Source organism: Neotabrizicola sp. VNH66, from assembly GCF_049445895.1.
In the GTDB taxonomy this organism is placed as follows: Bacteria; Pseudomonadota; Alphaproteobacteria; order Rhodobacterales; family Rhodobacteraceae; genus Pseudogemmobacter.
The window spans coordinates 324784-348926 of record NZ_JBMSDW010000003.1; the positions used below are offsets into that span (position 1 = coordinate 324784).

General features: G+C 67.4%; 23 protein-coding genes. 16 read left to right on the forward strand and 7 right to left on the reverse strand.

The features are described from left to right. The first annotated feature begins 17 nt into the window (after positions 1 to 17). Positions 18 to 2453 carry an ATP-dependent helicase gene (locus tag ACO2Q5_RS06355; protein WP_423289055.1) on the forward strand — a complete coding sequence of 812 codons (2436 nt, stop codon included), beginning with the start codon at positions 18 to 20 and terminating at the stop codon, positions 2451 to 2453. A 192-nt stretch (positions 2454 to 2645) separates the two neighbouring features. Here ACO2Q5_RS06355 and ACO2Q5_RS06360 read toward each other — a convergent pair whose 3' ends face one another. Beyond that, complete coding sequence (locus ACO2Q5_RS06360) at positions 2646 to 3809, reverse strand: benzoate/H(+) symporter BenE family transporter (RefSeq protein WP_423289057.1); 1164 nt, start codon at positions 3807 to 3809, stop codon at positions 2646 to 2648. Positions 3810 to 4289: 480 nt separating this feature from the next. Then, the gene (locus tag ACO2Q5_RS06365) at positions 4290 to 4505 is read right to left on the reverse strand and encodes a DUF1127 domain-containing protein (RefSeq protein WP_423289059.1); all 216 of its coding nucleotides are present in this window, start codon (positions 4503 to 4505) and stop codon (positions 4290 to 4292) included. A gap of 264 nt (positions 4506 to 4769) precedes the next feature. Here ACO2Q5_RS06365 and ACO2Q5_RS06370 point away from each other — a divergent pair, with 264 nt between their 5' ends. The 9 genes from ACO2Q5_RS06370 (at position 4770) to ACO2Q5_RS06410 (ending at position 14861) form a co-directional block, all read left to right on the forward strand. Next, positions 4770 to 5846 (forward strand): P-loop NTPase, encoded by a 1077-nt coding sequence (locus tag ACO2Q5_RS06370; protein WP_423289061.1) that lies wholly within the window; start codon positions 4770 to 4772, stop codon positions 5844 to 5846. Positions 5847 to 6573: 727 nt separating this feature from the next. Beyond that, complete coding sequence (locus tag ACO2Q5_RS06375) at positions 6574 to 7089, forward strand: division/cell wall cluster transcriptional repressor MraZ (protein WP_423289063.1); 516 nt, start codon at positions 6574 to 6576, stop codon at positions 7087 to 7089. A gap of 2 nt (positions 7090 to 7091) precedes the next feature. Beyond that, positions 7092 to 8093, forward strand: a complete 1002-nt coding sequence (gene rsmH, locus ACO2Q5_RS06380; RefSeq protein WP_423289065.1) for a 16S rRNA (cytosine(1402)-N(4))-methyltransferase RsmH — start codon at positions 7092 to 7094, stop codon at positions 8091 to 8093. Beyond that, entirely contained in the window at positions 8093 to 8473 is a 381-nt protein-coding gene (ftsL, locus tag ACO2Q5_RS06385) for a cell division protein FtsL (RefSeq protein ID WP_423289067.1), read from the forward strand. Before rsmH ends, ftsL begins: the two co-directional genes overlap by 1 nt. Positions 8474 to 8476: 3 nt before the next feature. Next, positions 8477 to 10267: a peptidoglycan D,D-transpeptidase FtsI family protein gene (locus ACO2Q5_RS06390; protein ID WP_423289069.1), complete on the forward strand. Its 1791-nt coding sequence runs from the start codon at positions 8477 to 8479 to the stop codon at positions 10265 to 10267. 13 nt (positions 10268 to 10280) lie between these two features. Next, on the forward strand, positions 10281 to 11759 hold the full coding sequence (locus tag ACO2Q5_RS06395) for a UDP-N-acetylmuramoyl-L-alanyl-D-glutamate--2,6-diaminopimelate ligase (RefSeq protein WP_423289071.1): 1479 nt from the start codon (positions 10281 to 10283) through the stop codon (positions 11757 to 11759). A gap of 97 nt (positions 11760 to 11856) precedes the next feature. Then, positions 11857 to 13332 (forward strand): UDP-N-acetylmuramoyl-tripeptide--D-alanyl-D-alanine ligase, encoded by a 1476-nt coding sequence (locus ACO2Q5_RS06400; protein ID WP_423289073.1) that lies wholly within the window; start codon positions 11857 to 11859, stop codon positions 13330 to 13332. Then, entirely contained in the window at positions 13333 to 14415 is a 1083-nt protein-coding gene (mraY, locus tag ACO2Q5_RS06405; protein ID WP_423289075.1) for a phospho-N-acetylmuramoyl-pentapeptide-transferase, read from the forward strand. Between the two features lie 185 nt (positions 14416 to 14600). Next, positions 14601 to 14861 carry a YjhX family toxin gene (locus tag ACO2Q5_RS06410; protein ID WP_423289077.1) on the forward strand — a complete coding sequence of 87 codons (261 nt, stop codon included), beginning with the start codon at positions 14601 to 14603 and terminating at the stop codon, positions 14859 to 14861. A 39-nt stretch (positions 14862 to 14900) separates the two neighbouring features. Here the strand turns inward: ACO2Q5_RS06410 and ACO2Q5_RS06415 are convergent, their stop codons facing one another. After that, on the reverse strand, positions 14901 to 15497 hold the full coding sequence (locus ACO2Q5_RS06415; RefSeq protein WP_423289079.1) for a histidine phosphotransferase family protein: 597 nt from the start codon (positions 15495 to 15497) through the stop codon (positions 14901 to 14903). Between the two features lie 49 nt (positions 15498 to 15546). Here ACO2Q5_RS06415 and ACO2Q5_RS06420 point away from each other — a divergent pair, with 49 nt between their 5' ends. The 3 genes from ACO2Q5_RS06420 to ACO2Q5_RS06430 all read left to right on the forward strand — a co-directional run bounded on the left by ACO2Q5_RS06420 (position 15547) and on the right by ACO2Q5_RS06430 (position 17475). After that, the gene (locus tag ACO2Q5_RS06420) at positions 15547 to 15696 is read left to right on the forward strand and encodes a DUF3553 domain-containing protein (RefSeq protein ID WP_423289081.1); all 150 of its coding nucleotides are present in this window, start codon (positions 15547 to 15549) and stop codon (positions 15694 to 15696) included. Positions 15697 to 15844: 148 nt separating this feature from the next. Continuing rightward, entirely contained in the window at positions 15845 to 16627 is a 783-nt protein-coding gene (locus tag ACO2Q5_RS06425; protein ID WP_423289083.1) for a GNAT family N-acetyltransferase, read from the forward strand. Further along, the gene (locus ACO2Q5_RS06430) at positions 16624 to 17475 is read left to right on the forward strand and encodes a lysophospholipid acyltransferase family protein (protein ID WP_423289085.1); all 852 of its coding nucleotides are present in this window, start codon (positions 16624 to 16626) and stop codon (positions 17473 to 17475) included. Before ACO2Q5_RS06425 ends, ACO2Q5_RS06430 begins: the two co-directional genes overlap by 4 nt. Before the next feature lie 5 nt (positions 17476 to 17480). Here the strand turns inward: ACO2Q5_RS06430 and ACO2Q5_RS06435 are convergent, their stop codons facing one another. Further along, positions 17481 to 18101 (reverse strand): thiamine phosphate synthase, encoded by a 621-nt coding sequence (locus ACO2Q5_RS06435; protein ID WP_423289087.1) that lies wholly within the window; start codon positions 18099 to 18101, stop codon positions 17481 to 17483. 214 nt (positions 18102 to 18315) lie between these two features. On the opposite strand from ACO2Q5_RS06435, the gene ACO2Q5_RS06440 reads away from it, so the two are divergent. After that, positions 18316 to 19053, forward strand: coding sequence for an RNA methyltransferase (locus ACO2Q5_RS06440; RefSeq protein ID WP_423289089.1), 738 nt, complete (start codon positions 18316 to 18318; stop codon positions 19051 to 19053). 49 nt (positions 19054 to 19102) lie between these two features. On the opposite strand, the gene ACO2Q5_RS06445 is transcribed toward ACO2Q5_RS06440, so the two are convergent. Beyond that, positions 19103 to 19678 (reverse strand): flavin reductase family protein, encoded by a 576-nt coding sequence (locus ACO2Q5_RS06445; RefSeq protein ID WP_423289091.1) that lies wholly within the window; start codon positions 19676 to 19678, stop codon positions 19103 to 19105. A 103-nt stretch (positions 19679 to 19781) separates the two neighbouring features. Here ACO2Q5_RS06445 and ACO2Q5_RS06450 point away from each other — a divergent pair, with 103 nt between their 5' ends. Both ACO2Q5_RS06450 and ACO2Q5_RS06455 read left to right on the forward strand, forming a co-directional pair. Continuing rightward, entirely contained in the window at positions 19782 to 20267 is a 486-nt protein-coding gene (locus ACO2Q5_RS06450; RefSeq protein WP_423289093.1) for a GNAT family N-acetyltransferase, read from the forward strand. 326 nt (positions 20268 to 20593) lie between these two features. Next, positions 20594 to 21358, forward strand: a complete 765-nt coding sequence (locus tag ACO2Q5_RS06455; protein ID WP_423289095.1) for an EcsC family protein — start codon at positions 20594 to 20596, stop codon at positions 21356 to 21358. 111 nt (positions 21359 to 21469) lie between these two features. On the opposite strand, the gene ACO2Q5_RS06460 is transcribed toward ACO2Q5_RS06455, so the two are convergent. Both ACO2Q5_RS06460 and purD read right to left on the reverse strand, forming a co-directional pair. Then, positions 21470 to 22717: a lytic murein transglycosylase gene (locus ACO2Q5_RS06460; protein WP_423289097.1), complete on the reverse strand. Its 1248-nt coding sequence runs from the start codon at positions 22715 to 22717 to the stop codon at positions 21470 to 21472. Positions 22718 to 22804: 87 nt separating this feature from the next. Next, entirely contained in the window at positions 22805 to 24067 is a 1263-nt protein-coding gene (gene purD, locus ACO2Q5_RS06465) for a phosphoribosylamine--glycine ligase (RefSeq protein ID WP_423289099.1), read from the reverse strand. Between the last annotated feature and the right edge of the window lie 76 nt (positions 24068 to 24143).

Genomic DNA, 24143 nt, shown 5'->3' on the forward strand with positions numbered 1-24143 from the left:
GGCGCTAGACTGCGGGGATGAGCCATTTCGACCCTTCCGACGATGACGGATTCGAGGCCGCCGCCGCGGCCTCTCTGTCCGCGCGCGCGCTGGCGGCGCGGCCGATGCCCTATCTGGACGGGCTGAACCCCGCACAGCGCGAGGCGGTGCTGGCCCCCGACGGTCCGGTGCTGATGCTGGCGGGCGCGGGCACCGGCAAGACCCGGGCGCTGACGGCGCGGATCGTCCATCTTTTGATGCAGGGCAGGGCGCGGTCGAACGAGATTCTGGCGGTGACCTTCACCAACAAGGCCGCGCGCGAGATGAAGGAGCGGGTGGCCCGCATGCTGGGTCAGGCCGAGGGCCTGCCGTGGATGGGCACCTTCCACTCGCTGAGTGTGAAAATCCTGCGCCGCCATGCCGAGCTGGCCGGGCTGCGGCCGAATTTCACCATTCTGGACACCGACGATCAGCTGCGGCTGCTGAAGCAGCTGATTCAGGCCCGCAACATCGATGACAAGCGCTGGCCGCCGCGGATGCTGGCAGGCTTCATCGACCATTGGAAGAACCGCGCCTGGACGCCGGACAAGGTGCCGTCCTCGGAAGCCGGGGCCTATAATAATGTGGGCACAGAGCTTTATGCCGAATATCAGGAGCGTCTGCGCACCCTGAACGCCTGCGATTTCGGTGACCTGCTGCTGCATTGCGTGGAAATCTTCCGCAAGCACGACGATGTGCTGGCCCAGTATCAGCGCTGGTTCCGCTATATCCTTGTGGACGAATATCAGGACACCAACGTCTGCCAGTATCTGTGGCTGCGGCTGCTCGCGCAGGCGCACCGCAACATCTGCTGCGTGGGTGACGACGACCAGTCGATCTATGGCTGGCGCGGGGCCGAGGTGGGCAATATCCTGCGGTTCGAAAAGGACTTTCCGGGCGCGACGGTCATCCGGCTGGAACAGAACTACCGCTCTACCCCGCATATTCTGGCGGCGGCTTCGGGGGTGATTTCCGCCAATGCGGGCCGTCTGGGCAAGACGCTGTGGACCGATCTGAAAGAGGGCGAGAAGGTCCGCCTGATCGGCCATTGGGACGGCGAGGAAGAGGCGCGCTGGATCGGCGAAGAGATCGAGGCGATCCAGCGCGGCACCCGCGGCTGGACCCCGGTGCCGCTGAACGGGCAGGCGATCCTCGTCCGCGCCAGCCACCAGATGCGCGCCTTTGAGGACCGCTTCCTGACCATCGGCCTGCCCTATCGGGTGATCGGCGGCCCGCGGTTCTATGAACGGCAGGAAATCCGCGACGCGATGGCCTATTTCCGGCTGGCGGTCAGCCCCGACGACGATCTGGCGTTCGAGCGGGTGGTGAACGTGCCGAAGCGCGGACTGGGCGACAAGGCGGTGCAGAACATTCAGGTCGAGGCGCGCTCGGTGGGGATGAGCCTTCTGGAAGGCGCGCGGTCTCTGGTCGCGCGGGGTGGCATCGGTGGCAAGGGCGCGGCGCAGCTGCGCGCCTTTGTCGAAGGGGTGGACCGCTGGCATGAGGCGATTGCCGCCGTGCGTCCGGCCCCGGCCGATCAGATCATCGAACCCCTGTTCCCCGATACGCCCGCCGCCACCGACCATGCCCATGTCCGGCTGGCCGAGGTTATTCTGGAGGAATCGGGCTATGTCTCGATGTGGCAGAACGACAAGACGCCCGAGGCGGAAGGTCGGCTCGACAACCTGAAGGAACTGGTCAAGGCGCTGGAACAGTTCGACAGCCTTCAGGGCTTTCTGGAACATGTCAGCCTGATCATGGACAATGACAGCGAGGATGCGACCGAAAAGGTCACGCTGATGACGCTGCACGCGGCCAAGGGGCTGGAATTCCCGGTGGTTTTCCTGCCCGGCTGGGAAGACGGGCTGTTCCCCAGCCAGCGCAGCATGGACGAATCCGGCCAGAAGGGGCTGGAGGAGGAACGGCGGCTGGCCTATGTCGGCATCACCCGGGCCGAGGAACTCTGCACCATCTCCTTCGCGTCGAACCGCCGGGTCTATGGCCAGTGGCAAAGCCAGCTGCCCAGCCGGTTCATCGACGAATTGCCGGTGGCCCATGTCGAGGTGCTGACCCCGCCCGGGCTGCAGAACGGCTTTGGCGCGGCGCCGGGCTATGGCGGCGGCTTCGGTTCGGCGCTGGAGGACCGGGCGACCAAGGCCGATGTCTACAATTCTCCCGGCTGGAAGCGGCTGCAGGACCGGCAATCCGCGCGGCCCATGGCGCAACCGCGGGAAAGCATGGGCAGCGCGGTCAACAGCGGTGGCGAAAGCGATTATGACATTGGCGACCGGGTGTTCCACGTCAAATTCGGCTATGGCCGCGTGATCGGGGCCGAGGGCGACAAGCTGGACATCCGTTTCGACAAAGCGGGCGAGAAGAAGATCGTCGCCCGATTCGTCATGCCCGCGGAAATCGGCGACGACATTCCGTTCTGAGCGGTGAGGCCGCGCCTGTGGCGGCGGTCCCCCCTTGCAGCGATGATGCCGTGGTCTGGTGCTGGCCGCGCGCCCCTGAAATCTTGGCTGGATGATTTGTCGGGGGCGGCTCGCGCGGCCTTCGGCTGTCCTCGCAGCCGATAGGTCCGGCGCTGCAAAGAGGCCACCGGCGGGCGGCAAGAGGCGCGTTTTTCAGCCCGCAGGTGCGCGCAACCTCGCCCAGCCCCGCTCCAGCGCGTGGAAGACCAGACCGGCCAGCAAGCCCCAGAAGGCGGCGCCCACGCCCAGAACCGCCACACCCGAGGCGGTGACCGCCAGCGTCAGCGTGGCGGCAAAGCGTTGCGCGGGCACCGCGAATCCGGTGGCCAGCGCACCGGTCAGCGGCCCCAGCAGCGCAAGCGCCACCAGAATCACCATCACCTCGCCCGGCAGCGCGGCCAAAAGTGTCAGGATAGCCGGACCCAGCAGGCCAAGGGCGACCCAGACCGCCGCATAGGCCAGCCCCACCTTCCAGCGCTGGTCGCGGTCGGGGTGGACATCCGGCCCCATGCAGATCGCCGCGGTAATCGCTGCCATCGACACGGTATGCGCGCCGAACAGCCCTGCCAGCGCGGAAATCCCTCCGGTCACGCCAAGGGCGGGGCGCACCGGCGGCTCATATCCCGCGGCGCGCATGGTGGCGAAGCCCGGCAGATTCTGCGACGCCATCGTCACCAGATAGAGCGGCAGGCCAAGACCGATCAGCACGCCAAGATTCCAGTCCGGCGGGATGAAGGTCAGCACCGGCCAAGGCAGGCTCAGCACGGGAAAGACGGCCAGCCCCGCCCCGAAGGCCAGCGTCAGACCCACGGCCAGCGCCGCCAGCACCGCCATCGCCGGATTGACCAGCCGCACCAGCGCAAAGACCGCTATCATCGGCAGCGCGATCAGCGGCGCCGCCTCGGCCGCGCCGGTGCCGCGCAGGCAGAAGGGCAGCAGGACCCCGGCCAACATGCCCCCGGCAATCCCGTCGGGAATCAGCGCCACCGCCCGGCCCAGCGGGCGCAGCGCCCCGGTCAGCGCGATCAGCAGACCCGCCAGCACGAAGGCCCCCACGGCCTGCGCCATGGTCACGCCCTCGGTCGCGGCCACCAGCGCGGCGCCGGGGGTGGACCAGGCCAGCACGACGGGCACCTTGTGGCGGAAGGACAGAAAGGCCGAACCTGCGGCCTTGGCCAGACAGATGGCCAGCACCCAGCTGGCGGTCTGCTCCGGGGTGGCCCCCACGGCGGCGGCGGCAGACAGGACCAGCGCGATGGTCGATCCGTAACCGACCAGCGCCGCGACAAGGGCCGCGGAAAACAGCGATGCGCGCATGCAAAAACCCCGGGTGTTTCCCGGGGACTAGGCGCAAGCGCAGGGGTTGTCCAGCATTGTGAGAAAGGAGCGCGCGACGGTTCCGAGGGAGGAGGAGAGGAGCCGCCGCGCAATCCGGTGTCTCCAGGGAGGAGGAGAGGAGCCACCGAAACTCTGGACCCGCAGGTCCGGTATACTTGGGCGCGGCAGCTCCGAGGGAGGAGGAGAGGAGCTGCCGCGCAATCCGGTGTCTCCAGGGAGGAGGAGAGGAGCCACCGAAACTCTGGGCCATCAGGCCCGGTATGGGGTGCGGCGATCCCAGGGAGGAGGAGGGGATCGCCGCTGGTTCGATGGCCCATGGGAGGAGGAGAGGGCCGCCGAAGGGGTCAGGGCAAAGATGCCCTTAGGATCTGGTGCGGCGCCACCTGGGAGGAGGAGCGGTGGCGCCGCTTTTGCCAAGGGTCCCGAGGGAGGAGGAGAGGGACCCAGCAAAGAGAAACTTCAGTTGCCGTAGGCCGCTTCGTGGGCGACCCGGGCGATGGAGAGACGCGAAATGCCCAGATCGGACAGTTCGCGGTCGCTCAGTTCACGCAGTTCTGCCAGCGTGCGGCTGTAAAGCCTGCGGCGGGCCAGCGCAGCGCCCAGCTGAGCGAAAATCCCGTTCGTCGAGCCGGCCATGCGGGCCGGAACGGTGCGGGTGCTGGTTGCGTATGCCATTGTCGTCTTGCCTCTGTCTTCTTCTTGCGTCCGGCGGTCATTGCCGTTTCGTTGAACCCAAGATGGAGCAGTTTCTGCACCTGCACAATGGGGTGGGTCCGCAATGCCGCCATGCAGCAATCGCATGGCTTTGACTGTAAAATCTGTCATTGAATTCAGCGGGTTTGCTGAATTTCTGATCAAATGGAAAACTTACGTAACGGCAATCTCTTGCTCTTGGCCGGAAAATGCCGCCTCTTTGCTGCGGAACCGGAGAGACCCGCCATGCAAGCCACCCGCGACGATATTCTCAGCGCCCTTTCGGGCATTTCGCTGCCCGGCGGCGGCACGCTGACCTCGCGCGATTTGATTCGTGCCCTCACGATTGACGGCGGCACCGTGCGCTTTGTGATCGAGGCGGAAAGTGCCGATGCTGCCCGGGCGATGGGCCCGGCGCAGGCGGCGGCCGAGGCGGCGGTCCGGGCGATTCCCGGGGTGACCGCGGTGCAGGTGGTGATGACGGCGCATGGTCCGGCGGCCAAGGCGCCGCCTGCGCCCAGCCTGAAAATCGGCGGCCATCCGACGCCGCAGCAGGGCGGGCCGCAGAAACTGTCAGGCATCGACCGGATCATCGCCATCGGCTCGGGCAAGGGCGGCGTGGGCAAATCCACCGTGGCCTCGAATCTGGCGGTGGCGCTGGCGCGGCAGGGTCGGCGGGTCGGGCTGCTGGATGCCGATATATATGGTCCCAGTCAGGCCAAGATGATGGGCGTGTCGAAACGCCCGGCCAGTGCCGACGGCAAGATCATCGAGCCGGTTGTGGCCCATGGCGTGACCATGATGTCGATGGGCCTTCTGCTGAAAGAGGATGAGGCGGTGGTCTGGCGCGGCCCGATGCTGATGGGCGCGCTGCAACAGCTGCTCGGGCAGGTGGCATGGGGGCGGCTGGACATCCTGCTGATCGACCTGCCACCGGGCACGGGCGATGTGCAGCTGACTCTGGCGCAGCGGACGCAGCTGACCGGGGCGCTGGTCGTCTCCACCCCGCAGGATGTGGCGCTTCTGGATGCGCGCAAGGCGCTGGACATGTTCCAGAAGGTCAAGGTGCCGGTTCTGGGTCTGATCGAGAACATGTCCAGCTTCGTCTGCCCGAACTGCGGCCATGAAAGCCATATCTTCGGTCACGGCGGCGTGGCGGCCGAGGCGGCGCGGCTGGATCTGCCGTTCCTGGGCGAGCTGCCCTTGGCGCTGGAGGTGCGGCTGGCGGGCGATGCGGGCACGCCGGTGGCGGCGGGCGAGGGGGCCGAGGCCGAGGCCTTCGCCCGGCTGGCGCAGCGCCTGATCGCGGGCGGCATGGCCTGATCCTGCCCTGCGAAGAGACCACCTGTGAGCGCCCGTTCCCGGTTCCGGGGCGGGCGTTTTGCATTGGTCCGGGTCGCACACGGGAAATCACGGGACAGCGACCGGCCGCGAATCACCGCGAGCGGGAAATCACGGGAAATCCGGGGCAGAATCGGGCTGGCTGGCGGAATCTGTGTGAGGATCGGGTCGGTTTGGCCGGAATTTTAACCGAGTAAGTGGCGGATACGGCTGGATCCCGAAACTTTTCGGGAAACCATGGGACGATCTGGGCAAAATTTGTGACCACTAGATATAGAAGCTCACGCCGCCGTGATCGCTAGAAATTGCTGCGTGAGGTGAGGGGGGCACCACAAGATGCTGGATTTTAGCCTCTTTCCAAACAAGATCCGGTTTGCGCCGCCCAAAAAATCCCTTGCTTTCCCATGTTCTCCCATGGCATCCCTTGTTCACGGAAGATGACTGGGGCAGACAAGACGCGAGGGGCGGCGAAAGACCCCGAACAAGGCGAAAATGCAAAAATAGGCAGCTTCATACAGGCAGCCCCATTCATCAGACGACACAGATCCGGCGCGCGAGCGAGCAGACATCTCCCCCAAGGTGGCGCGCGTAGCTGGACGCCCAGCGATGGGACAGCGGCGGATCGGACAGTGGCAGCAGTCCGATCCGCCCTTTTCTTTTTCGCCGGTCGCACATGGAACATCCCGGGGAGAAAAGGGCCGAAAGGCAGATGGCTGAGGCGTTCAGAGGCGAATTCTACCAGAAGGTAGACGGCAAGCAGCGCGTGACGCTGCCGGCTGCGTTTCGCCAGATCCTCCTCGCCGATGATCCTGACCGGACCGATCCCGCCCGTCCCCGTGTTTACCTCGTCTACGGCGGCAAGAACCGCAATTACGTTGAGGGCTATTCCAAGGCGGGGGCCGATGCGCTGGCCGCCCAGATCGAAGCCATGGAAATCGGGTCCAAGGCCCGCGACCGGGCCGAGCGTGACCTGATCAGCCGCTCTGTCATGGTCGAGATCGAGCCGGATGGCCGGTTCGTGCTGCCCCCCAAAGTGCGTGAGAAGATCGGCCTGACCGGCCCGGACTTCGCCTCGGGCGGGGAAGTGGCCTATGCGGGCACGACTAACCGCTTCCGGCTTTATCGTCGCGATGTCTATGACGCCGAAAACGAGGATGACGACGACGATGATGACGACGGCGTCGATCCGCTGGCGCTGGTCGGCCGTGCGGCCAAGGGGGCGTGACGATGGCCGCCCCGCCAGATCCCGCACCTGCGCGCGACCCTCATGTTCCCGTCCTGCTGCGGCCGCTGATTGCGGCCGTTTCGCCCGTTGAGGGGGTCTGGATCGACGGCACCTTCGGGGCAGGGGGCTATGCCCGTGGCCTGATCGCCGCCGGGGCCGCCCGTGTCATCGGCATCGACCGCGATCCGCTGGCGCATGAGATGGCCGCGGGATGGATCGGCGGCGTGCCGGGGATCGAACTGCGGCTCGGCACCTTTTCGGACATGGACGAGCTGGCCGGAGAGGCGGTGGATGGCGTGGTGCTGGACCTTGGCGTGTCCTCCATGCAGCTGGACCGGGCAGAGCGCGGGTTTTCCTTCCAGAAGGATGGCCCGCTGGACATGCGGATGAGCCAGGACGGCGAAAGCGCCGCCGATCTGGTCAACACCGCCGACGAATCCGTGCTGGCCGACATCCTGTATCTTTATGGCGAAGAACGCGCCTCGCGCCGGATTGCCCGTGCGATCGTCGAGGCGCGCAAGGCCGAGGCGATCACCACCACGCTGCGGCTGGCCGAGATCGTGTCGAAATGCCTGCCGCGGCCGAAATTCGGCGAAAGCCACCCGGCGACCCGCAGCTTTCAGGCGCTGCGCATCGCGGTGAATGCGGAATTCGACCAGCTGGCCGAGGGCCTGTCGGCGGCAGAGCGTGCGCTGAAACCGGGCGGGCGGCTGGCGGTGGTGACCTTCCACAGCCTTGAGGACCGGATCGTGAAACGGTTCCTGCAACAGGCCAGCGGGGCAGAGCCGGCGGCGAACCGCTATGCCCCCGCCACGCAAAAGGCCGAGGCGCGGTTCACCTTGCTGTCGAAGAAAGCCATCGGACCCGACGCCGAGGAGATGGGGGCCAATCCGCGCGCCCGCTCGGCCAAGTTGCGGGTGGCCGAACGGACCGCCGCCCCGGCCCGGCCCGCAGATCCCGTGTCGCTGGGTCTGCCCCGGCTTGCCCAGAAAGGACGACGCTGATGCGCCCCGTGCTTTATGTCCTGTCCTTCCTTGCGCTGATCGCATTGGGCTTCTGGGCCTATCGCGAGAATTACGCGACCCAGACCGCGCTGCGCGAGGTGCGGGCCCTTCAGCGCGAGATCGCCGATCTGCGCGAAGGCCTGTCAGTGCAGAAGGCCGAATGGGCCTATCTGAACCGCCCCGACCGTCTGCGCGAACTGGTCAACCTGAACTTCGACGCGCTTGGCCTTCTGCCGATGGAGCCGGGCCAGTTCGGTTCGGCCTCGGACGTGGCCTGGCCGGTCCCGGAAATTCCCGCCATCGAAGGTCCGGTCGATACCCAAGGCGGGCTGAACGCCATCGAATCCACAGCCGCCACCACAGATGAGGAGGGACTGTAACTCATGCGCACCCCGCTTCGCCCGCTTGCCCGCATCCTTTCCGCCCGCCAGCAGGGCCAGAACCCCGATCTGATCGAACGCGAGAATCTTGCGCTGCGCCATGAGGTTCAGCGCGAAAAGACCCAAGGCCGCGCTGCGGCGCGTCTGGGCCTGATGGCGGTGGCCTTCGGTTGTGCCTATCTGACCATCGGTGTGCGCATGGGCCACCTTGCCGCCTCTGAGCCGGTGGAGCCGGTGGCCTCGGCCCCGGGGGCCGAGATCGTGGCGCAGCGGGCAGATATCGTGGACCGCAATGGCCGGATTCTGGCCACCAACATGACCACCTATGCGCTTTACGCCCATCCGCTGGATATGGTGGACCCCAAGGGATCGGCACAGAAGCTGGCCGCGATCTTCCCAGAACTGAACGCCGCCGATCTGGAACGCCGCTTCACCGATGGCCGCCGTTTTGTCTGGGTGCGCAAGGTCCTGTCGCCCGAGCAGATGCAGAAGGTGCATGAGATCGGCGATCCGGGCCTGCTGTTCGGCCCGCGCGAGATGCGGCTTTATCCGAACGGCCCGCTTCTGGCCCATGTGTTGGGCGGCTATTCCTTCGGCGCCGAGGGCGTGCATTCGGCCGAGGTCATCGGCACCGCGGGGATTGAAAAGGCAATGGATGCGCGGCTGCGCGATCCCGCACAGGCGGGCCAGCCGCTGGAACTGTCGATCGATCTGTCGGTTCAGGCCGCGGTCGAAGAGATTCTGGGCGCGGGCATCACCATGATGAACGCCAAGGGCGGCGCGGCCATCATCATGGATGTGCGGACGGGCGAACTGATTGCGCTGGCCTCGGCCCCGACCTTCGACCCGAACGACCGGCCGGTGCCGCTGGTCAGCAAGGATGCCGAAGCCTCGGACAGCCCGCTCTTCAACCGGGCGGTGCAGGGGGTCTATGAACTGGGCTCCACCTTCAAGATCTTCGCGGCGGCACAGGCGATGGAGCTGGGGCTGGTCGGCCCCGACACGATGGTCGATGCCAACGCGCCCATGCAATGGGGCAAGCACAAGATCAAGGAATTCGAGGGCAAGAACTACGGCCCCCTCCTGTCGGTCACCGATGTGATTGCAAAATCCTCCAACGTGGGCACCGCGCATATCGCGCTGATGATCGGGCCGCTGCGCCAGCAGGCCTTCCTCAAATCGCTGGGCTTCTTCGATCCGCTGCCGCTGGAACTGATCGAGGCGCCGGGGGCAAAGCCGCTGATCCCGAAGAAATGGCCCGAGATCGTGACGATCACCACCTCTTACGGCCATGGCATGTCGGCCAGCCCGATGCACCTTGCCGCGGCCTATGCGGCGATTGCGAACGGCGGCATCTATGTGAAACCCACGCTGATCAAGCAGAACGGCCCCGCCCGCGGCGTCCGTGTGATGTCCGAGCAGGTTTCCGCCGATGCCCGCGCCATGCTGCGTGGCGTGGTCACCCACGGCACCGCCTCGATGGCCGAGGTTCCGGGCTATGAGGTCGGCGGCAAGACCGGCACCGCGGACAAGCCGAAACGCTCCGGCGGCTATTACAAGGACAAGGTGATCAATACCTTCGCCTCGATGTTCCCCGCGTCGAACCCGCGCTATGTGGTTATCGTCACGCTGGACGAGCCGGTGAATACCATGGGGCCGATCCCGCGCCGCACCGCCGGCTGGACCGCGGTCCCCGTCGCGGCCGAGGTCATCCGCCGCATCGCCCCGCTCCTCGGCCTGCGCCCCGTGGTTGAACCCGCCCCCCAAACTGCGCTAACAGCCGCGCGGAACTGACCCGGGGGATGAGATGGGCGTCGCAAAGAACCTGTCGGCACTGGGGCTGTCGGCCCGGCAGGGGCGCGACCCGCTGCTGACCGGCCTGACCGCGGACAGCCGGGCCGTGCGGCCCGGTTTCCTGTTCGCGGCTTTGCCCGGAAGCACCCGCCACGGCGCCGAATTCGCCCGCGCGGTCCTTGACGCAGGCGCCGCCGCCATCCTGACCGATCCGATGGGCGCGGTGATCGCCTCCGAGGCGCTTGGCCTGTCGGAGACCGCGCTGGTGGTGGTCGATGACCCGCGCGAGGCTTTGGCCTATGCCGCGGCTTTGTGGTTCGGCGCGCAGCCTGCGGTGATGGCCGCGGTGACGGGCACCAATGGCAAGACCTCGGTCGCGACCTTCACCCGCCAGATCTGGCAGGCACTTGGCCATGCCGCCATTAACATCGGTACCACCGGGGTCGAAGGCGACTGGGCCGCCCCTTCGGCCCATACGACGCCCGATCCGGTGACGCTGCAGAAAATGCTGGCCGAAGCCGCGGCGGCGGGTGTCACCCATGCCGCGATGGAGGCCTCCTCTCACGGTCTTGACCAGCGCCGGCTGGACGGGGTTCGGCTGCGCGCGGCGGGGTTCACCAATCTGACGCAGGACCATCTGGACTATCACGGCACGATGGAGGCCTATTTTCAGGCCAAGGCCGGGCTCTTCACCCGCCTCCTGCCCGAAGAGGCCGTGGCCGTGGTGAACCTTGACGGCGCCATGGGGCCAGAGATGGGGCGGCTGGCGGCGGAACGCGGCCTGCCGGTCCTATCGGTGGGGCAGGGCGACCGCGCCGATCTGCGCATCGCCGCGATCCGCCCCGATGCCACCGGACAGGAGGTGCGCTTCCTCTGGCAGGGCCGCCCGTTCCAGACCCGGCTGAACCTGATCGGCGGCTTTCAGGCCGAGAATGTGGCCGTGGCCGCGGGGCTTGCCATCGCCTGCGGCGACGCGCCCGAGGCGGTGCTGGCCACGCTGCCGCAGCTCAGGGGTGTGCGGGGCCGCATGCAGCATGTGGCGACGCGGCGGAACGGTGCTTCGGTCTTCGTGGATTACGCCCATACGCCCGATGCCATCGCCACCGCTTTGCGCGCCCTGCGCCCGCATGTGATGGGCCGCATCGTCATCGTCTTCGGCGCGGGCGGCGACCGCGACCGCACGAAGCGCCCGCTGATGGGCGCCGCCGCGCGTGAAAATGCCGATGTGCTTTATGTCACCGACGACAACCCCCGCAGCGAAGAGCCCGCGGCCATCCGCGCCGCCATCCGTGCCGCCTGCCCCGAGGCGAATGAGGTGGGCGACCGGGCCGAGGCGATCCTGCGCGCCGTCGATGCGCTGCAACCGGGCGATGCGCTGCTGATCGCGGGCAAGGGTCACGAGTCGGGCCAGATCATCAAGGGCGACGTCTTCCCCTTCGACGATGCCGAACAGGCCTCCATCGCCGTGGCTGCGCTGGACGGGGTGATCTGATGGCCGTAGCTGCCCTTTTCATCTGTTCAGAAATATCCTGCGGGGGGGCGGGGGTGCAAAACCCCCGCCTGCGCCGCCAGCTGCAAAGGACCGTCCTATGACCCCGCTCTGGACCGCGGCCGAGGCCGCTGCCGCCACTGGCGGACGTGCCACCACGGAGTGGGCCGCCACCGGCGTTTCCATCGACACCCGCAGCCTGAAGCCCGGCGACCTGTTCGTGGCGCTGAAGGACATCCGCGACGGCCATGATTTCGTGGCGCAGGCGCTGGCCAAAGGGGCCGGAGCGGCCCTCGTCTCGCGCATCCCCGAAGGCGTCTCCGCCGATGCCCCGCTTCTGGTCGTCTCCGATGTACTGACCGCGCTGGAGGCGATGGGCCGGGCCGCGCGCGCGCGCAGCCGCGCAAAGGTGGTCGGCGTCACCGGATCGGCGGGCAAGACCTCCACCAAAGAGATGCTGCGGGCCATTCTGGCCGGGCAGGGGCAGGTCCATGCGGCCGAAGCCAGCTACAACAACCACTGGGGCGTGCCGCTGACGCTGGCGCGCCTGCCTGCGGATGTCGACTTTGCCGTCATCGAGATCGGCATGAACCACCCCGGAGAGATTGCGCCACTGGCCCGGATGGCCGCGCCGCATGTGGCGCTGATCACCACCGTGGCCGCGGCGCATCTGGCGGCCTTCCCCTCGGTCGAGGAGATCGCCCGCGAAAAGGGCGCGATTTTCGAGGGGCTCACCCCCGGCGGCACGGCAGTCATCAATGCCGATCTGCCCTCCACGCCCCTTCTGCGCCATCTGGCCACCGAGGCGGGCGCCACAATCGTCGATTTCGGTGCCAGCCCGGGTGCGGCATGGCATCTGGACGAGGCACGGCTGGCGGACGAGACCACCGTGGTCCGCGCCACGCGGGACGGGCAGCCGCTTCTCTTCAAGGTCGCCTCTCCGGGGCGGCATTTCGCCATGAACGCGCTTGGCGCACTGGCTGCCGCCGCGGCGCTTGGCGCTGATCCGGTCATGGCCGCGCATGACATCGGCCGCTGGGCCCCCCCCGCGGGCCGCGGCACGCGCGAACGGATCGTGCTGGATCTGGTGGAGGAAACCTTCTTCGACCTGATCGACGATGCGTTCAACGCCAATCCCGCCTCGCTGGCGGCCGCGCTGGATGTGCTGATCGCCGCCCGGCCGGTCGACGGGGTGGGCCGCGTGGGCGGCGGGCGTCGCATCGCCATTCTGGGCGATATGCTGGAACTGGGGGAGCGCGAGATGGAGCTGCACGCCGCCGTGGCCCGCCACCCGGGCCTTTCTGCGGTGACCACCGTGCATTGCGTCGGCCCCCGGATGCGCGCGCTTTATGAGGCGCTGCCCCGGGCACAACGCGGCGACTGGGTCGAGACCGCGCCCGAGCTGGCCGCCCGTGCCCCCACCCTGTTCGACGCGGGCGATATCCTGCTGGTCAAAGGCTCCAAAAGCTCGAAGGTCAGTCTGGTCGTTGACGCGCTGCGCAAACTCAGCCAAGCCGCGCCCGGCGGTGAAGGCGCCGGCTGTCCTGCGGGGCCGGGAAACGAAGGAACGCACTGAATGTTGTATTGGCTGACCGAATTCTCTGACGGCGGCGACGTCTTCAACCTGTTCCGCTACATCACCTTCCGGGCAGGCGCCGCTTTCGTGACCGCGCTGGTCTTCGGTTTCATCTTCGGGCGCCCGCTCATTGACTTTCTGCGACGGAAGCAGGGCAAGGGTCAGCCGATCCGTGACGATGGCCCGCAAAGCCATTTCGCCAAGGCGGGCACCCCCACGATGGGCGGCCTTCTGATCCTGTCGGCGCTGATGGTGTCCACGCTTCTGTGGGCGCGGCTGGACAATCCCTATGTCTGGATCGTGATTCTGGTGACGCTGGGCTTTGGCCTGATCGGCTTTGCCGACGATTACGCCAAGGTCACCAAGCAGAACACCAAGGGCGTTTCGTCCCGGGTGCGGTTCCTGCTGGGGCTTCTGATCGCGGCGCTGGCCTCTTTTGCGGCCACCCAGTTCCACCCCGAGGCGCTGCGCAACGAACTGGCCTTCCCGTTCTTCAAGGATGCGCTGCTGAACCTTGGCGTCTTCTTCGTGCCCTTCGGCATGATCGTGATCGTGGGCGCCGCCAATGCGGTAAACCTCACCGACGGGCTGGACGGGCTGGCCATCATGCCGGTGATGATTGCTGCCACCACTCTGGGCGTCATCGCCTATGTGGTCGGCAATTCGAACTACACCCAGTATCTGGGCGTCCATTTCGTGCCGGGCACGGGGGAGCTTCTGGTGATCACCTCGGCCCTCGTGGGCGGGGGGCTGGGCTTCCTGTGGTATAATGCGCCGCCGGCTGCGGTGTTCATGGGCGACACCGGATCGCTGGCCCTGGGCGGCGCTCTGGGCGCGATGGCGGTCTGCACCAAGCACGAGATCGTTCTGGCCATCGTCGGCGGCCTTTTCGTGGTCGAGGCTTTGTCGGTCATCATTCAGGTGGCCTATTACAAGCGCACCAAGAAACGCATCTTCCTGATGGCGCCGATCCACCACCACTTTGAAAAGAAGGGGTGGGCCGAGCCGCAGATCGTGATCCGGTTCTGGATCATCAGTCTGATCCTTGCGATGATCGGCCTTGCCACGCTGAAGGTGCGCTAGGGCGGGGCTTGCCGCGCCTGCCGGTTTTGCCTATCTCTGCGGGCAGGGCGTCACTGCGCCCTGTCGGAGAGTTTATGTCTGAGATTGCGTCCAGCCGCTGACGCCCCTGTGCTTCGGGCGTCGTGAATGTCCCGCCACGCTTGATGGCGTGCGGGAATCTGCTGACGCATATCCGGACTTACCCCATGAATATCTCGAAGGCAGAACAAAGGGTTCTGCATGTGCTGGCGCTTGGCGGCCAGATCCGCCATTTCTTTGACGACCGCGGCCGTATCGCGGAAATCCTGTGCTTCACCCATGACGGCGCTGTGCTGGACGGGGTGACGCTGCCGCTGTTCCACCGCCTGCGCCGCCGCGGGCTGATTTCCAGCCGGGGCGGGGCGCCTTACCGCATCACCCGTCTGGGGCGGCAAAGGGTGCGTGCCCAGCCCGACAATCAGGGCTAGGGCAGCGAATGGGCAGGGGCGCCTTCCGGGGCGCCCCGTTCAGAACGTCAGGCGGATGCTGTCGGCCTTCACATCGGCCATCAACCGGCGGGACTGGGCCTGCAGCTCGCCCGGGACCAGCGCGAAATGCACCTGACCCGCGCCGATTTCGGGCGGGGCATGCGGTTCGGTCAGCACCTCCCACAGGGCGGGGTCGATCTTCAGCCGGGCGGCGGCGGCGTCCATGGTCCAGCCGGGCTCGCTGCGGGTGATGCGAATGCGCCCGCCCCAGGCCATGGCCGTCTCAAGGCATTGCAGCAGCAGGAAGGCCAGCTTCACCTCGCGCCGGGGCAGTTCCACCGGACTTTGCCAGTCGATCTGCAACCGCCCGCCGCGGGTCATGTCGGTCAGGACCTGCACCACCTCGCTGCGGGCGATGCGCTGGTCCGATCCCGCGGCCCCGAAAGCCACCCGGAAGAACCGGATGCGCGCATTAGCGCTGGCCACGCTTTCGGCGATCAGCGCCAGTTCGGGGCTTGCGCTGGCACGATCCATCATCATCAGTTCAACACCGTTGCCGATGGCGCCGATCGGGCTGATAAGATCGTGGCAGATGCGCGATCCGATAAGGGCGGCAAGATCGGGTTTTTCACTCATAAGGGGCCTCCGGGTGTCTTTTTCACTGAATTCTCTGCTGGAGCCGGGCATGTTCGTCCGTCATCCGGAACAGCCGGACTGGGGTCTGGGACAGGTGCAGTCCAATATCGGGGGCCGCGTCACCGTGAACTTTGAACACGCCGGAAAGAAGGTCATCGACACGCGCAACGTCGTGCTGGTGCCCGATTTTTCGGCCTGAAACCCATAGTGGTTCAGTCGCGGGCAATTGCAACCGTGACGAGCGTTCCCGGCGCAACATCCCCCGGGTTCGCACAATGCCGGTTTTCATTGCATTCGGCGCCCCCGGCGTCTAAGCCGGAACCGCCTGCCGAACGGAACAGATCGACATGCTTGCCGAAGACAGCATCTATGCGCTGCGCCTTGCGACAGAGCCCGCCGATCTTCTGGGGGCACAGCGTCTGCGCTACCGCGTCTTCGTGCAGGAGCTGGGCGCCGAAGGGCCGCTGGTGGATCACGCCGCCGGGATCGAGCGGGATGAGTTCGATCCCCTTTTCGATCATCTCGTGCTGGTCGATACCCGCATCCCGCCGGAAACGGGCGACCATGTGGTCGGCGCCTACCGTCTGCTGCCGTCTGACCGGGTGGGGTCGCAGGGCCGGTTCTATTCGCAAGGAGAGTTCGACCTTGCCCCGCTGCGCGCGGGCGGGCGCAAGCTGCTGGAGCTGGGCCGCACCTGCGTGCATCCAGACCACCGCGGCGGGGCGGCGATGTTTCTCTTGTGGAACGGGCTGGCCGAATACGTGCTGGAGCGCGGGATCGAGGTTCTGTTCGGCGCCGCCTCGTTCCATGGCACCGATCCGCAGGCCCTGGCCATGCCGCTGGCCTGGCTGCACCACCACCACCTTGCCCCGCCCGAGATGCGGGTACGTGCCATCGGGCCGGACCGGGCGGAGATGAACCTGATCGCGTCAGACGCGCTGTCGCGGGCGCAGGCCATGGCGGCGATGCCCGCGCTGATCAAGGCCTATCTGCGCCTGGGCGGCTTTGTCGGTGACGGCGCCTTTGTGGACCGGGCCTTCAACACCACCGATGTCTGTCTGCTGATGGACACCGCGAAGATGAGCGCGAAGCACCGCGATTTCTACATCCGCAAACAGGCCGCGCCTTGATCCCCTTGCCTTCTGATCCGAAACCCGCCGCCGATTGGACGACTGACGAACTGCCCCCGCGCCGCATCGGCCCCCTGGGCTGGCTGCGGGTGGCTTTGCGCGGGCTGGCGCTGGCGGTGCTGGTCTATGGTGCGCTGATGGTTTTCCTGCTGGTCCGGCTGGTCGAGGCGCCCTTGGCCGCGCCGAACCGCCCGGTGTCGCCCAAGGTCACCCGCTTTGTCTGCCGCAATGCGCTGCGCATCTTCGGGATCGGCTATGCCACCCGCGGCACGCCGATGACCGAAAAGGGCGCGGTGGTGGCGAACCACTCCTCATGGCTGGACATTTTCACCCTGAACGCCGGGCAGGAGATCTATTTCGTCTCCAAGGCCGAGGTGGCGGGCTGGCCCGGCATCGGCATTCTGGCGAAGGTCACCGGCACCGTCTTCATCACCCGCAAGGGGACCGAGGCGAAGCGCCAGCAACAGGTGTTCGAAGAGCGGCTGCGGGCGGGCCACAAGCTGCTGTTCTTCCCCGAAGGCACCTCGACCGATGCGGTCCGGGTGCTGCCGTTCAAATCCACGCTGTTTCAGGCGTTTTTCACCCATGGGCTGGACCGCGTGCTGCAGATCCAGCCGGTGACCGTGGTCTATCACGCGCCCAAGGGCGAGGATGCGCGCTTCTACGGCTGGTGGGGCGATATGGAATTCGCGCCGCATCTCCTGATGATGCTGGCCGCGCCGCGCCATGGCCGGGTGGAGGTGATCTTCCACCCGCCTGTGCCGGTGGACGCCTTCCCCGACCGCAAGACACTGGCCAGCCATTGCGAGCGGGTGATCCGCACCTCGCACCCGAATGCGGTGGCCTGACGGCCTCAGCCCAGCGGGGCGATCAGCGCGCGCAGGGTGGCGGCGGGGTCGTCCGTCGCCCAGATTTCCTCGCCAAAGCCGAAGAAATCGCTGACGGGGCCGAATTTTTCCACCAGTTCGGCGGTCAGCCCGCCTTCGGCGATGACCGGAACCTCGATCATCTCGGACCACCACTGGAACAGGTCCCAGTCGGCATGCGTACCGTCGCCCAGACCCGTCAGCCCGACCGGACCGAAGGCCACGTATTCGGACCCCGCCTCGGCCGCGGAAATGCCCTCATGGCGCGAGGCGCCGCAATGGGCGCCGACGATGGCATCTTCGCCCAGATCCTTGCGCGCCTTGCGGATGGTGCGGGCGCCGTCGGTCAGATGCACGCCGTCCAGCCCGTGGCGCTCGGCCAGAAGGATGTGGTTTTCGATCACGATGGCCACGTCGCGGGCATGGGCCACCTCGCGGCAGGCATCGGCCATCCGGCCCAGCGTATCGGTGTCTTTGGTGGCCAAGGACAGCCGCAGGCAGGCGATCTCTACCGCATCCAGCACCCGGGCCAGCGCCTCGGGGAAGGTGTGCAGATCCGGGGCGGGCGGAGTGATCAGGTTGATCTGCGGACGGTCTTCTGCGGACATCTTGGCCTCGGGAATGGAACTCCGGCTCCTTAGCAGCCTTTCGCGGCCATGGCTACGGGGGCAAGAGGGGGCGCTGCCCCCGTCCTCCTGACGGAGGACTCCCCCGGGATATTTGGGCAAACTGGAAGGGCATAAGATGGGTCAGTGCGGGGGCAGGCGGGTTGCCCCGTGGCCGCGGGGCGCGTAGAGGGACGGGGTTTGCAGGGGAAGACCGATGATCCAGCCCGCCTTTATCCTTGTCCGGCCCCAGATGGGCGAGAATATCGGCGGCGCCGCGCGCGCCATGCTGAACTTCGGGCTGGAGCGGATGCGTGTCGTGGACCCGCGCGACGGCTGGCCCAACCCGCGGGCGGCGGCGCTGGCCAGCGGGGCGGGCCGGGTTTTGGACAATGCGGGCGTGTTCCCCGATGTGGCGCGCGCCGTGGCCGATTGCGATTTCGTCTTTGCCACCACCGCGCGCAACCGCGAACTGGTGAAAGAGGTGGTGACCCCCGAACGCGCCATGGCCATGACCCGCGCCATGGCGGCCGAGGGCAAGAAGGTGGGCATCCTCTTCGGGCCGGAGCGGGCAGGGCTGGAGAATGCCGATATCGTCCATGCCAATGCCATCGTCACCGTGCCGGTGAACCCCGAGTTCTTTTCGCTGAACCTCGCGCAATGCGCGCTGCTTCTGGCTTATGAATGGGGCCGTCAGGGGGTGGAGGTTCCGGCCTCGGTCCTGGGGCTGGCGCGCACGGAACTGGCCAACCGCGAGGAGGTGGAGCGGTTGGGCGACCATTTCGAGGAACGGCTGGACACGGCGGGCTTTTTCTTCCCCGAGACCAAGGCCGAGGGGATGAAGCAGAACCTGCGCAACATGTGGGGCCGGCTGGCGCTGACCCGGGCCGAGGTGCAGACGCTGCACGGCATGCTGCGCCAGATCGCGCACCGGCTGCGGCGGCAGGGGGACTGAGCAGGACCTGAAGGAGCCCGCCGGGCGGCTGCAGGGCAGACGGGACCGCTCAGCCGGGGCGTTTCAGCGGGAAGACCTGTTCCACGAAGGCATAGTCCAGATAGCCCAGCCGGGCGACGGGCTGGTAGGTGGTGACATCGAACCGGCCTTCCCGCAGGCAATCGTCGCGCAGATGCACGCCGGTGACCTGTCCGAACACCACCGTATAGCCGCCCGGCAGCACCAGATCGCGGATCACCCGGCATTCCAGCGTGGCCGGCGCTCCGTCCACGCGCGGGCAGTCGATCGTTGTGCACTCGGCCCGTGGAATGCCCGCCAGCGCGAATTCATCCACCCCGCGGTCCACCAGCGCCGAGGTGGCATTCATCGCCTCCCATGCGGCGCGTTCGACGATGTTCACAGCATAGACCCCGCTTTCCAGCGCATTGGCCACGCTGTCGGCGCCCGGCCCGCCGGAAAACATCACGATGGGCGGTTCGTTCGAGACGGCATTGAAATAGCTGAACGGGGCGAGGTTGTCGCCCGAGGCCGCGCGGGTGGAAATCCAGCCGATGGGCCGGGGTGAGACCACGGCGGGCAGCGGATTGCGGGGCAGGCCGTGGCCGTCTTCGGGGCGGTAGAACATCGAAGCGTCTCCTGACGTTTGAACCTGACACAATCGCATGTTACGCGGCGATGCCAGCAGATTCGGGGATCAGCCGACCCTGTGGCCGCAGGGGGGCAGTCCGATGTATCGCCTTGAAGAAGAAACCGAAAACGACTGGTGGGAGGTGGAGGCGCTTTATGACCTCTGCTTTGCGCCGGGCCGGACCGCGCTGTCGTCCTACCGGCTGCGCGACGGGGTGCCCACGGTGGCGGCCCTGTGCCTGACGCTGCGCGACGATACCGGCACCCTATGCGCGGCGATCCGCTACTGGCCCGCTTTGGTGGGCGAAGAGGATGTGCTGCTCCTGGGCCCCGTGGCCGTGCACCCGACCCGGCAGGGCGAGGGGCTGGGCGGCCTTCTGATCAACGAATCGCTGGCCGAGGCGCGGCGGCAGGGCTGGGAGCGGGCGCTTCTGGTGGGCGACGCCCCCTATTATTCGCGCTTCGGGTTCAAAAAGCTGGAGGGGGTAGAGATGCCGCCGCCCACCAACCCCGACCGTGTGCTGGGGTTGGAGCTGAAGGCGGGCGCGTGGAAGGGTGTGACGGGCAAGGTGCGCAAGGCCACCTGACGCCCAGCTTGGCGCATTCGGCGAAAGAACGGACAAGACGTGCCGGATCGAGACCCGTTGCGCGCGTGGCAGAAGACGCTTCTGTAGTCTTTACCTCTTGCATGATCCACGCCCCGCTGTGGTCGCGGCAAAAGGAGATGATGCGGGGTATGGCGTCGACCTGGACGCCTTTGATGGCCCTCCGGCGGCAGAGATGGCTCGCCCTGCCTTTGCGCCGCGGCGGGCGGTCGCGGCGTTTTCTGCGATGCCGCCCAGGCTTCTGTGCAAGCCCGATGTCCCCGCGACAGAACCTTGTGCGGACCGGGGCCGCCCCCATATCCTTGGGCATGGAAACGCATGCCCTTGTCCCCGCCCTGTCCCCTGATCTGCCGCAGGCCGAAATCGACGCGCTGGCGCGGCGGTGGAAGCGGGCGAATGGCCCGGTCATCGGGCTGATGAACCGCTTTGGCGGCACGCTGGAGGCGCAGATGGGCCTGATCCCGGCCGGCCTGCGCCAGCGGATCGACGCGGTCACCGTGCAGGCGCTGGAAAGCGCCTATGGGCTGGCGCGGCAGGGCGACCGGTTGCCGGGCACCGGCGGGCGCGGGACCATGGTGGCGGCCATGGCCAGCGGGGCCGCGGGCGGGGCGGGGGGGCTGGCCACCGCAGTGGCGGAACTGCCCTTCACCATCACTGTCCTGTTGCATGCGATCCGGCGCGAGGCGCAGGCTGCGGGCTATGACCCGGATGATCCGTGGATCCGGGCGGAATCTTTGCGGACCTTCGGTTCGGGCAGTCCGGCGGCGGCGGATGACGGGATCGACACCAACTTTCTGTCGGCGCGGCTGACCCTGACCGGCCCGGCGATCCAGAAGCTGATTGCCACCGTGGCGCCGAAGCTGGCGGCGACCTTGGGCCAGAAGCTGGCGGCGCAGGCGGTCCCGGTTCTGGGGGCGGTGTCGGGCGCGGCGCTGAATGCGGCCTTCCTGCGCTATTACCGCGAGGCGGCGGCGATCCGCTTTGCCCTTTTGCGGCTGGCCGAGGGGTATGGGGCAGAGCCGGTTCTGGCGGCCTTTGCGGCCGCGACCACCCCGCCGCGGATCAAGGGCTGAAAGGGCGGGTCCCGCCGCAGCCGCCGGAGGGGTTTTGCACCCCTCCGGACCTCCCCGCAGGATATTTTTGCCAAGATAAAGGCGGCAAGCAGATTTGGCTCTGCCTCCGGTTCAGCGGCGCAGCGCGGCGAGCAGGTCCACCGAAGCCTCGCCCGTGACGGGCAGCCCGCGGCTGGCTTGGAACGCCTCGATCGCGGCGCGGCTTTTCGGGCCGAGAACGCCGTCGGTGCCGCCGGTGTCGAACCCCTTCTGCGTCAGGAGGCGCTGCACCTCCTGCCGGTCGGCCTTGGTCAGGCCGGTCGCATCGGGGCCGAAGGCGGCGCGGACCGGGCCTGCGCCGAGGATGCGGTCAGAGAGGTGGCCCACGCCGATGGCATAGCTTTCGGCATTGTTGTAGCGCAGGATCACGTTGAAATTCTGCGTCAGCAGAAAGGCCGGGCCGCCGGTGCCGGTGGGTGCGATGATCGACCCCGCGGCAAGGCGGCCGCCATTGGCCGCGGTGACGCCCATGCCCGACCACTCCGCCGCCGACCGGCCCTTGCCGCGGCCCAGAAGGCCTGCGTTGAAGCCTGCGGGCAGCCGCACCTCCATCCCCCAGGGCAGGCCGTGCTGCCAGCCTGCGCGGGCGACGTAATTCGCCGTCGAGGCGAGCGCATCGGTGGGATCGTCGCTCCAGATGTCGCGGCGGCCGTCGCCGGTGAAATCCACCGCATATTCCAGATAGGAGGTGGGGATGAACTGGGTGTGGCCCATGGCGCCGGCCCAGCTGCCGGTCATCCGCGCGGGGGTGATGTCGCCCGCCTGCAGGATGCGCAGCGCGCCGGTCAGCTGGCCCTCCATGAACTCGGCCCGGCGGCCTTCGTAGGCCAATGTCGACAGGGCGGAGATCACCGGGATATTGCCGCGGCGGGTGCCGTAGAACGATTCGAGCCCCCAGAAGGCGGTGACGACATGGCCTTCGACGCCGTAGCGGCTTTCGATCTGGGACAGCACATTGCGGTAAGTGGCATAGCTGCTGCGGCCCAAGCTGACCCGTTCGTCCGAAGCGGCGATGGACAGGTAATCCTCAAGGCTGCGCTTGAATTCGGCCTGATTGCGGTCGCGGTCGATCACATCGGGCAGGAAGCCCGCGCCGCGGAAGGCCGCGTCCAGCGTGCCTGGGCTGATGCCCCGGGACTGCGCCCGGCTGCGGTATCCGGCGACCCATTGGTCCCAGCCCGCATCGGGCACCGGGCGGGGCGGCGCGGCCTCACCCCCGGCGCCGCGCACCACGCTGCTGCCGCCCGAGACACAGCCCGAGAGAAGGGCGCCGGTGGCCGCCCCCATGGACGCAAGGGTGAAGAAGCGCCGTGAAATCATCTGCCTGCCCGCCTTTGTTGATTTGTTGGCAGGCAGGTTAGCCCATTGCGGCCCGGCGGCAAAGCCCGGGCCGCGCGGGAGGGCGGATCAGAGCGCGCGCCAGCCGATGTCGCGGCGGCAGAAGCCTTCGGGCCAATCCACGGCATCGACCATGGCATAGGCCGCATCATGCGCCGCGCGCAGGCTGTCGCCGCGGGCGGTGACGTTCAGGACGCGCCCGCCGGTGGCGGCGATCTGGCCGTCGCGGGCGGTGGTGCCCGCGTGGAACACCATGCGGCGGCTGTCTTCCGGCAGGGCCTCCAGCCCGCGGATGACGCTGCCCTTGGCATAGGCGCCGGGATAGCCTGCCGCGGCCATCACCACCGTCAGCGCGTGATCGTCGGCCCAGTTCACCCGGGCGCTGTCCAGCCGCCCCTCGGCACAGGCGAGAAGCAGGTCCAGCGCCTGCGCGCCAAGCCGCATCATCAGCACCTGACATTCCGGATCGCCGAAGCGGCAGTTGTATTCGATCAGCCGGGCGCGACCGTTTTCGATCATCAGCCCGGCATAAAGGACGCCGCTGAAGGGCGTGCCGCGGCGGGCCATTTCGCGGATGGTGGGCAGGACGATTTCCGCCATGGCCTGCGCCTGAATGGCGTCGGTCAGGACGGGGGCGGGCGAATAAGCGCCCATGCCGCCGGTGTTGGGGCCGGTGTCGCCGTCGCCCACGCGCTTGTGGTCCTGCGCGGTGCCGATGGGCAAAGCGTTTTCGCCGTCCGAGAGGATGAAGAAGCTGGCCTCTTCACCCGTCATGAATTCCTCGATCACCACTTCTGCGCCGGCATCCCCGAAGGCGCCGCCGAAGATCTCGTCAATCCCGGCAAGTGCCTCTTCCAGCGTCATGCCCATGATCACACCCTTGCCCGCGGCCAGACCATCGGCCTTGATCACAAGGGGCGCACCCTGCGCCTGCACATAGGCGCGGGCGGCGGCGGCCTCGGTAAAGCGGGCGTAACCGGCGGTCGGTGCCCCGCAGGCATCGCAGATTTCCTTGGTGAAGGCTTTCGACGCCTCCAGCCGTGCCGCCGCGGCGGAAGGCCCGAAGGTCAGAAGACCCGCCGCCCGCGTTGCATCGGCCACACCGGCCGCCAGAGGCGCCTCTGGCCCGACGATCACGAAGTCGATGGCGTTTTCCTCGCAGAAACTCACCACCTGTGCGCCGTCCATAATGTCCAGCGAGGCGGTTTCGGCGATGGCGGCGATCCCGGCATTGCCCGGCGCCACGATCAGCCGGTCGCATTTCGGGTTCTGCTTCACCGCCCAGGCCAGCGCATGTTCGCGCCCGCCGCCGCCAAGGATCAGGATATTCATGCCGCTGCGCTCCGTCCGGGGGAATCGTGCCGCCTGATAGGAGGGGGCGGCGGGGCTGACAAGCGCAGGCGGCGGA

Bases quoted from the DNA above. Each gene is read 5' to 3' on its own strand.
- ACO2Q5_RS06355 (WP_423289055.1), top strand. From the start codon at position 18: ATGAGCCATTTCGACCCTTCCGACGATGACGGATTCGAGGCCGCCGCC.
- ACO2Q5_RS06360 (WP_423289057.1), bottom strand. From the start codon at position 3,809: ATGCGCGCATCGCTGTTTTCCGCGGCCCTTGTCGCGGCGCTGGTCGGT.
- ACO2Q5_RS06365 (WP_423289059.1), bottom strand. From the start codon at position 4,505: ATGGCATACGCAACCAGCACCCGCACCGTTCCGGCCCGCATGGCCGGC.
- ACO2Q5_RS06370 (WP_423289061.1), top strand. From the start codon at position 4,770: ATGCAAGCCACCCGCGACGATATTCTCAGCGCCCTTTCGGGCATTTCG.
- ACO2Q5_RS06375 (WP_423289063.1), top strand. From the start codon at position 6,574: ATGGCTGAGGCGTTCAGAGGCGAATTCTACCAGAAGGTAGACGGCAAG.
- rsmH (WP_423289065.1), top strand. From the start codon at position 7,092: ATGGCCGCCCCGCCAGATCCCGCACCTGCGCGCGACCCTCATGTTCCC.
- ftsL (WP_423289067.1), top strand. From the start codon at position 8,093: ATGCGCCCCGTGCTTTATGTCCTGTCCTTCCTTGCGCTGATCGCATTG.
- ACO2Q5_RS06390 (WP_423289069.1), top strand. From the start codon at position 8,477: ATGCGCACCCCGCTTCGCCCGCTTGCCCGCATCCTTTCCGCCCGCCAG.
- ACO2Q5_RS06395 (WP_423289071.1), top strand. From the start codon at position 10,281: ATGGGCGTCGCAAAGAACCTGTCGGCACTGGGGCTGTCGGCCCGGCAG.
- ACO2Q5_RS06400 (WP_423289073.1), top strand. From the start codon at position 11,857: ATGACCCCGCTCTGGACCGCGGCCGAGGCCGCTGCCGCCACTGGCGGA.
- mraY (WP_423289075.1), top strand. From the start codon at position 13,333: ATGTTGTATTGGCTGACCGAATTCTCTGACGGCGGCGACGTCTTCAAC.
- ACO2Q5_RS06410 (WP_423289077.1), top strand. From the start codon at position 14,601: ATGAATATCTCGAAGGCAGAACAAAGGGTTCTGCATGTGCTGGCGCTT.
- ACO2Q5_RS06415 (WP_423289079.1), bottom strand. From the start codon at position 15,497: ATGAGTGAAAAACCCGATCTTGCCGCCCTTATCGGATCGCGCATCTGC.
- ACO2Q5_RS06420 (WP_423289081.1), top strand. From the start codon at position 15,547: ATGTTCGTCCGTCATCCGGAACAGCCGGACTGGGGTCTGGGACAGGTG.
- ACO2Q5_RS06425 (WP_423289083.1), top strand. From the start codon at position 15,845: ATGCTTGCCGAAGACAGCATCTATGCGCTGCGCCTTGCGACAGAGCCC.
- ACO2Q5_RS06435 (WP_423289087.1), bottom strand. From the start codon at position 18,101: ATGTCCGCAGAAGACCGTCCGCAGATCAACCTGATCACTCCGCCCGCC.
- ACO2Q5_RS06440 (WP_423289089.1), top strand. From the start codon at position 18,316: ATGATCCAGCCCGCCTTTATCCTTGTCCGGCCCCAGATGGGCGAGAAT.
- ACO2Q5_RS06445 (WP_423289091.1), bottom strand. From the start codon at position 19,678: ATGTTCTACCGCCCCGAAGACGGCCACGGCCTGCCCCGCAATCCGCTG.
- ACO2Q5_RS06450 (WP_423289093.1), top strand. From the start codon at position 19,782: ATGTATCGCCTTGAAGAAGAAACCGAAAACGACTGGTGGGAGGTGGAG.
- ACO2Q5_RS06455 (WP_423289095.1), top strand. From the start codon at position 20,594: ATGGAAACGCATGCCCTTGTCCCCGCCCTGTCCCCTGATCTGCCGCAG.
- ACO2Q5_RS06460 (WP_423289097.1), bottom strand. From the start codon at position 22,717: ATGATTTCACGGCGCTTCTTCACCCTTGCGTCCATGGGGGCGGCCACC.
- purD (WP_423289099.1), bottom strand. From the start codon at position 24,067: ATGAATATCCTGATCCTTGGCGGCGGCGGGCGCGAACATGCGCTGGCC.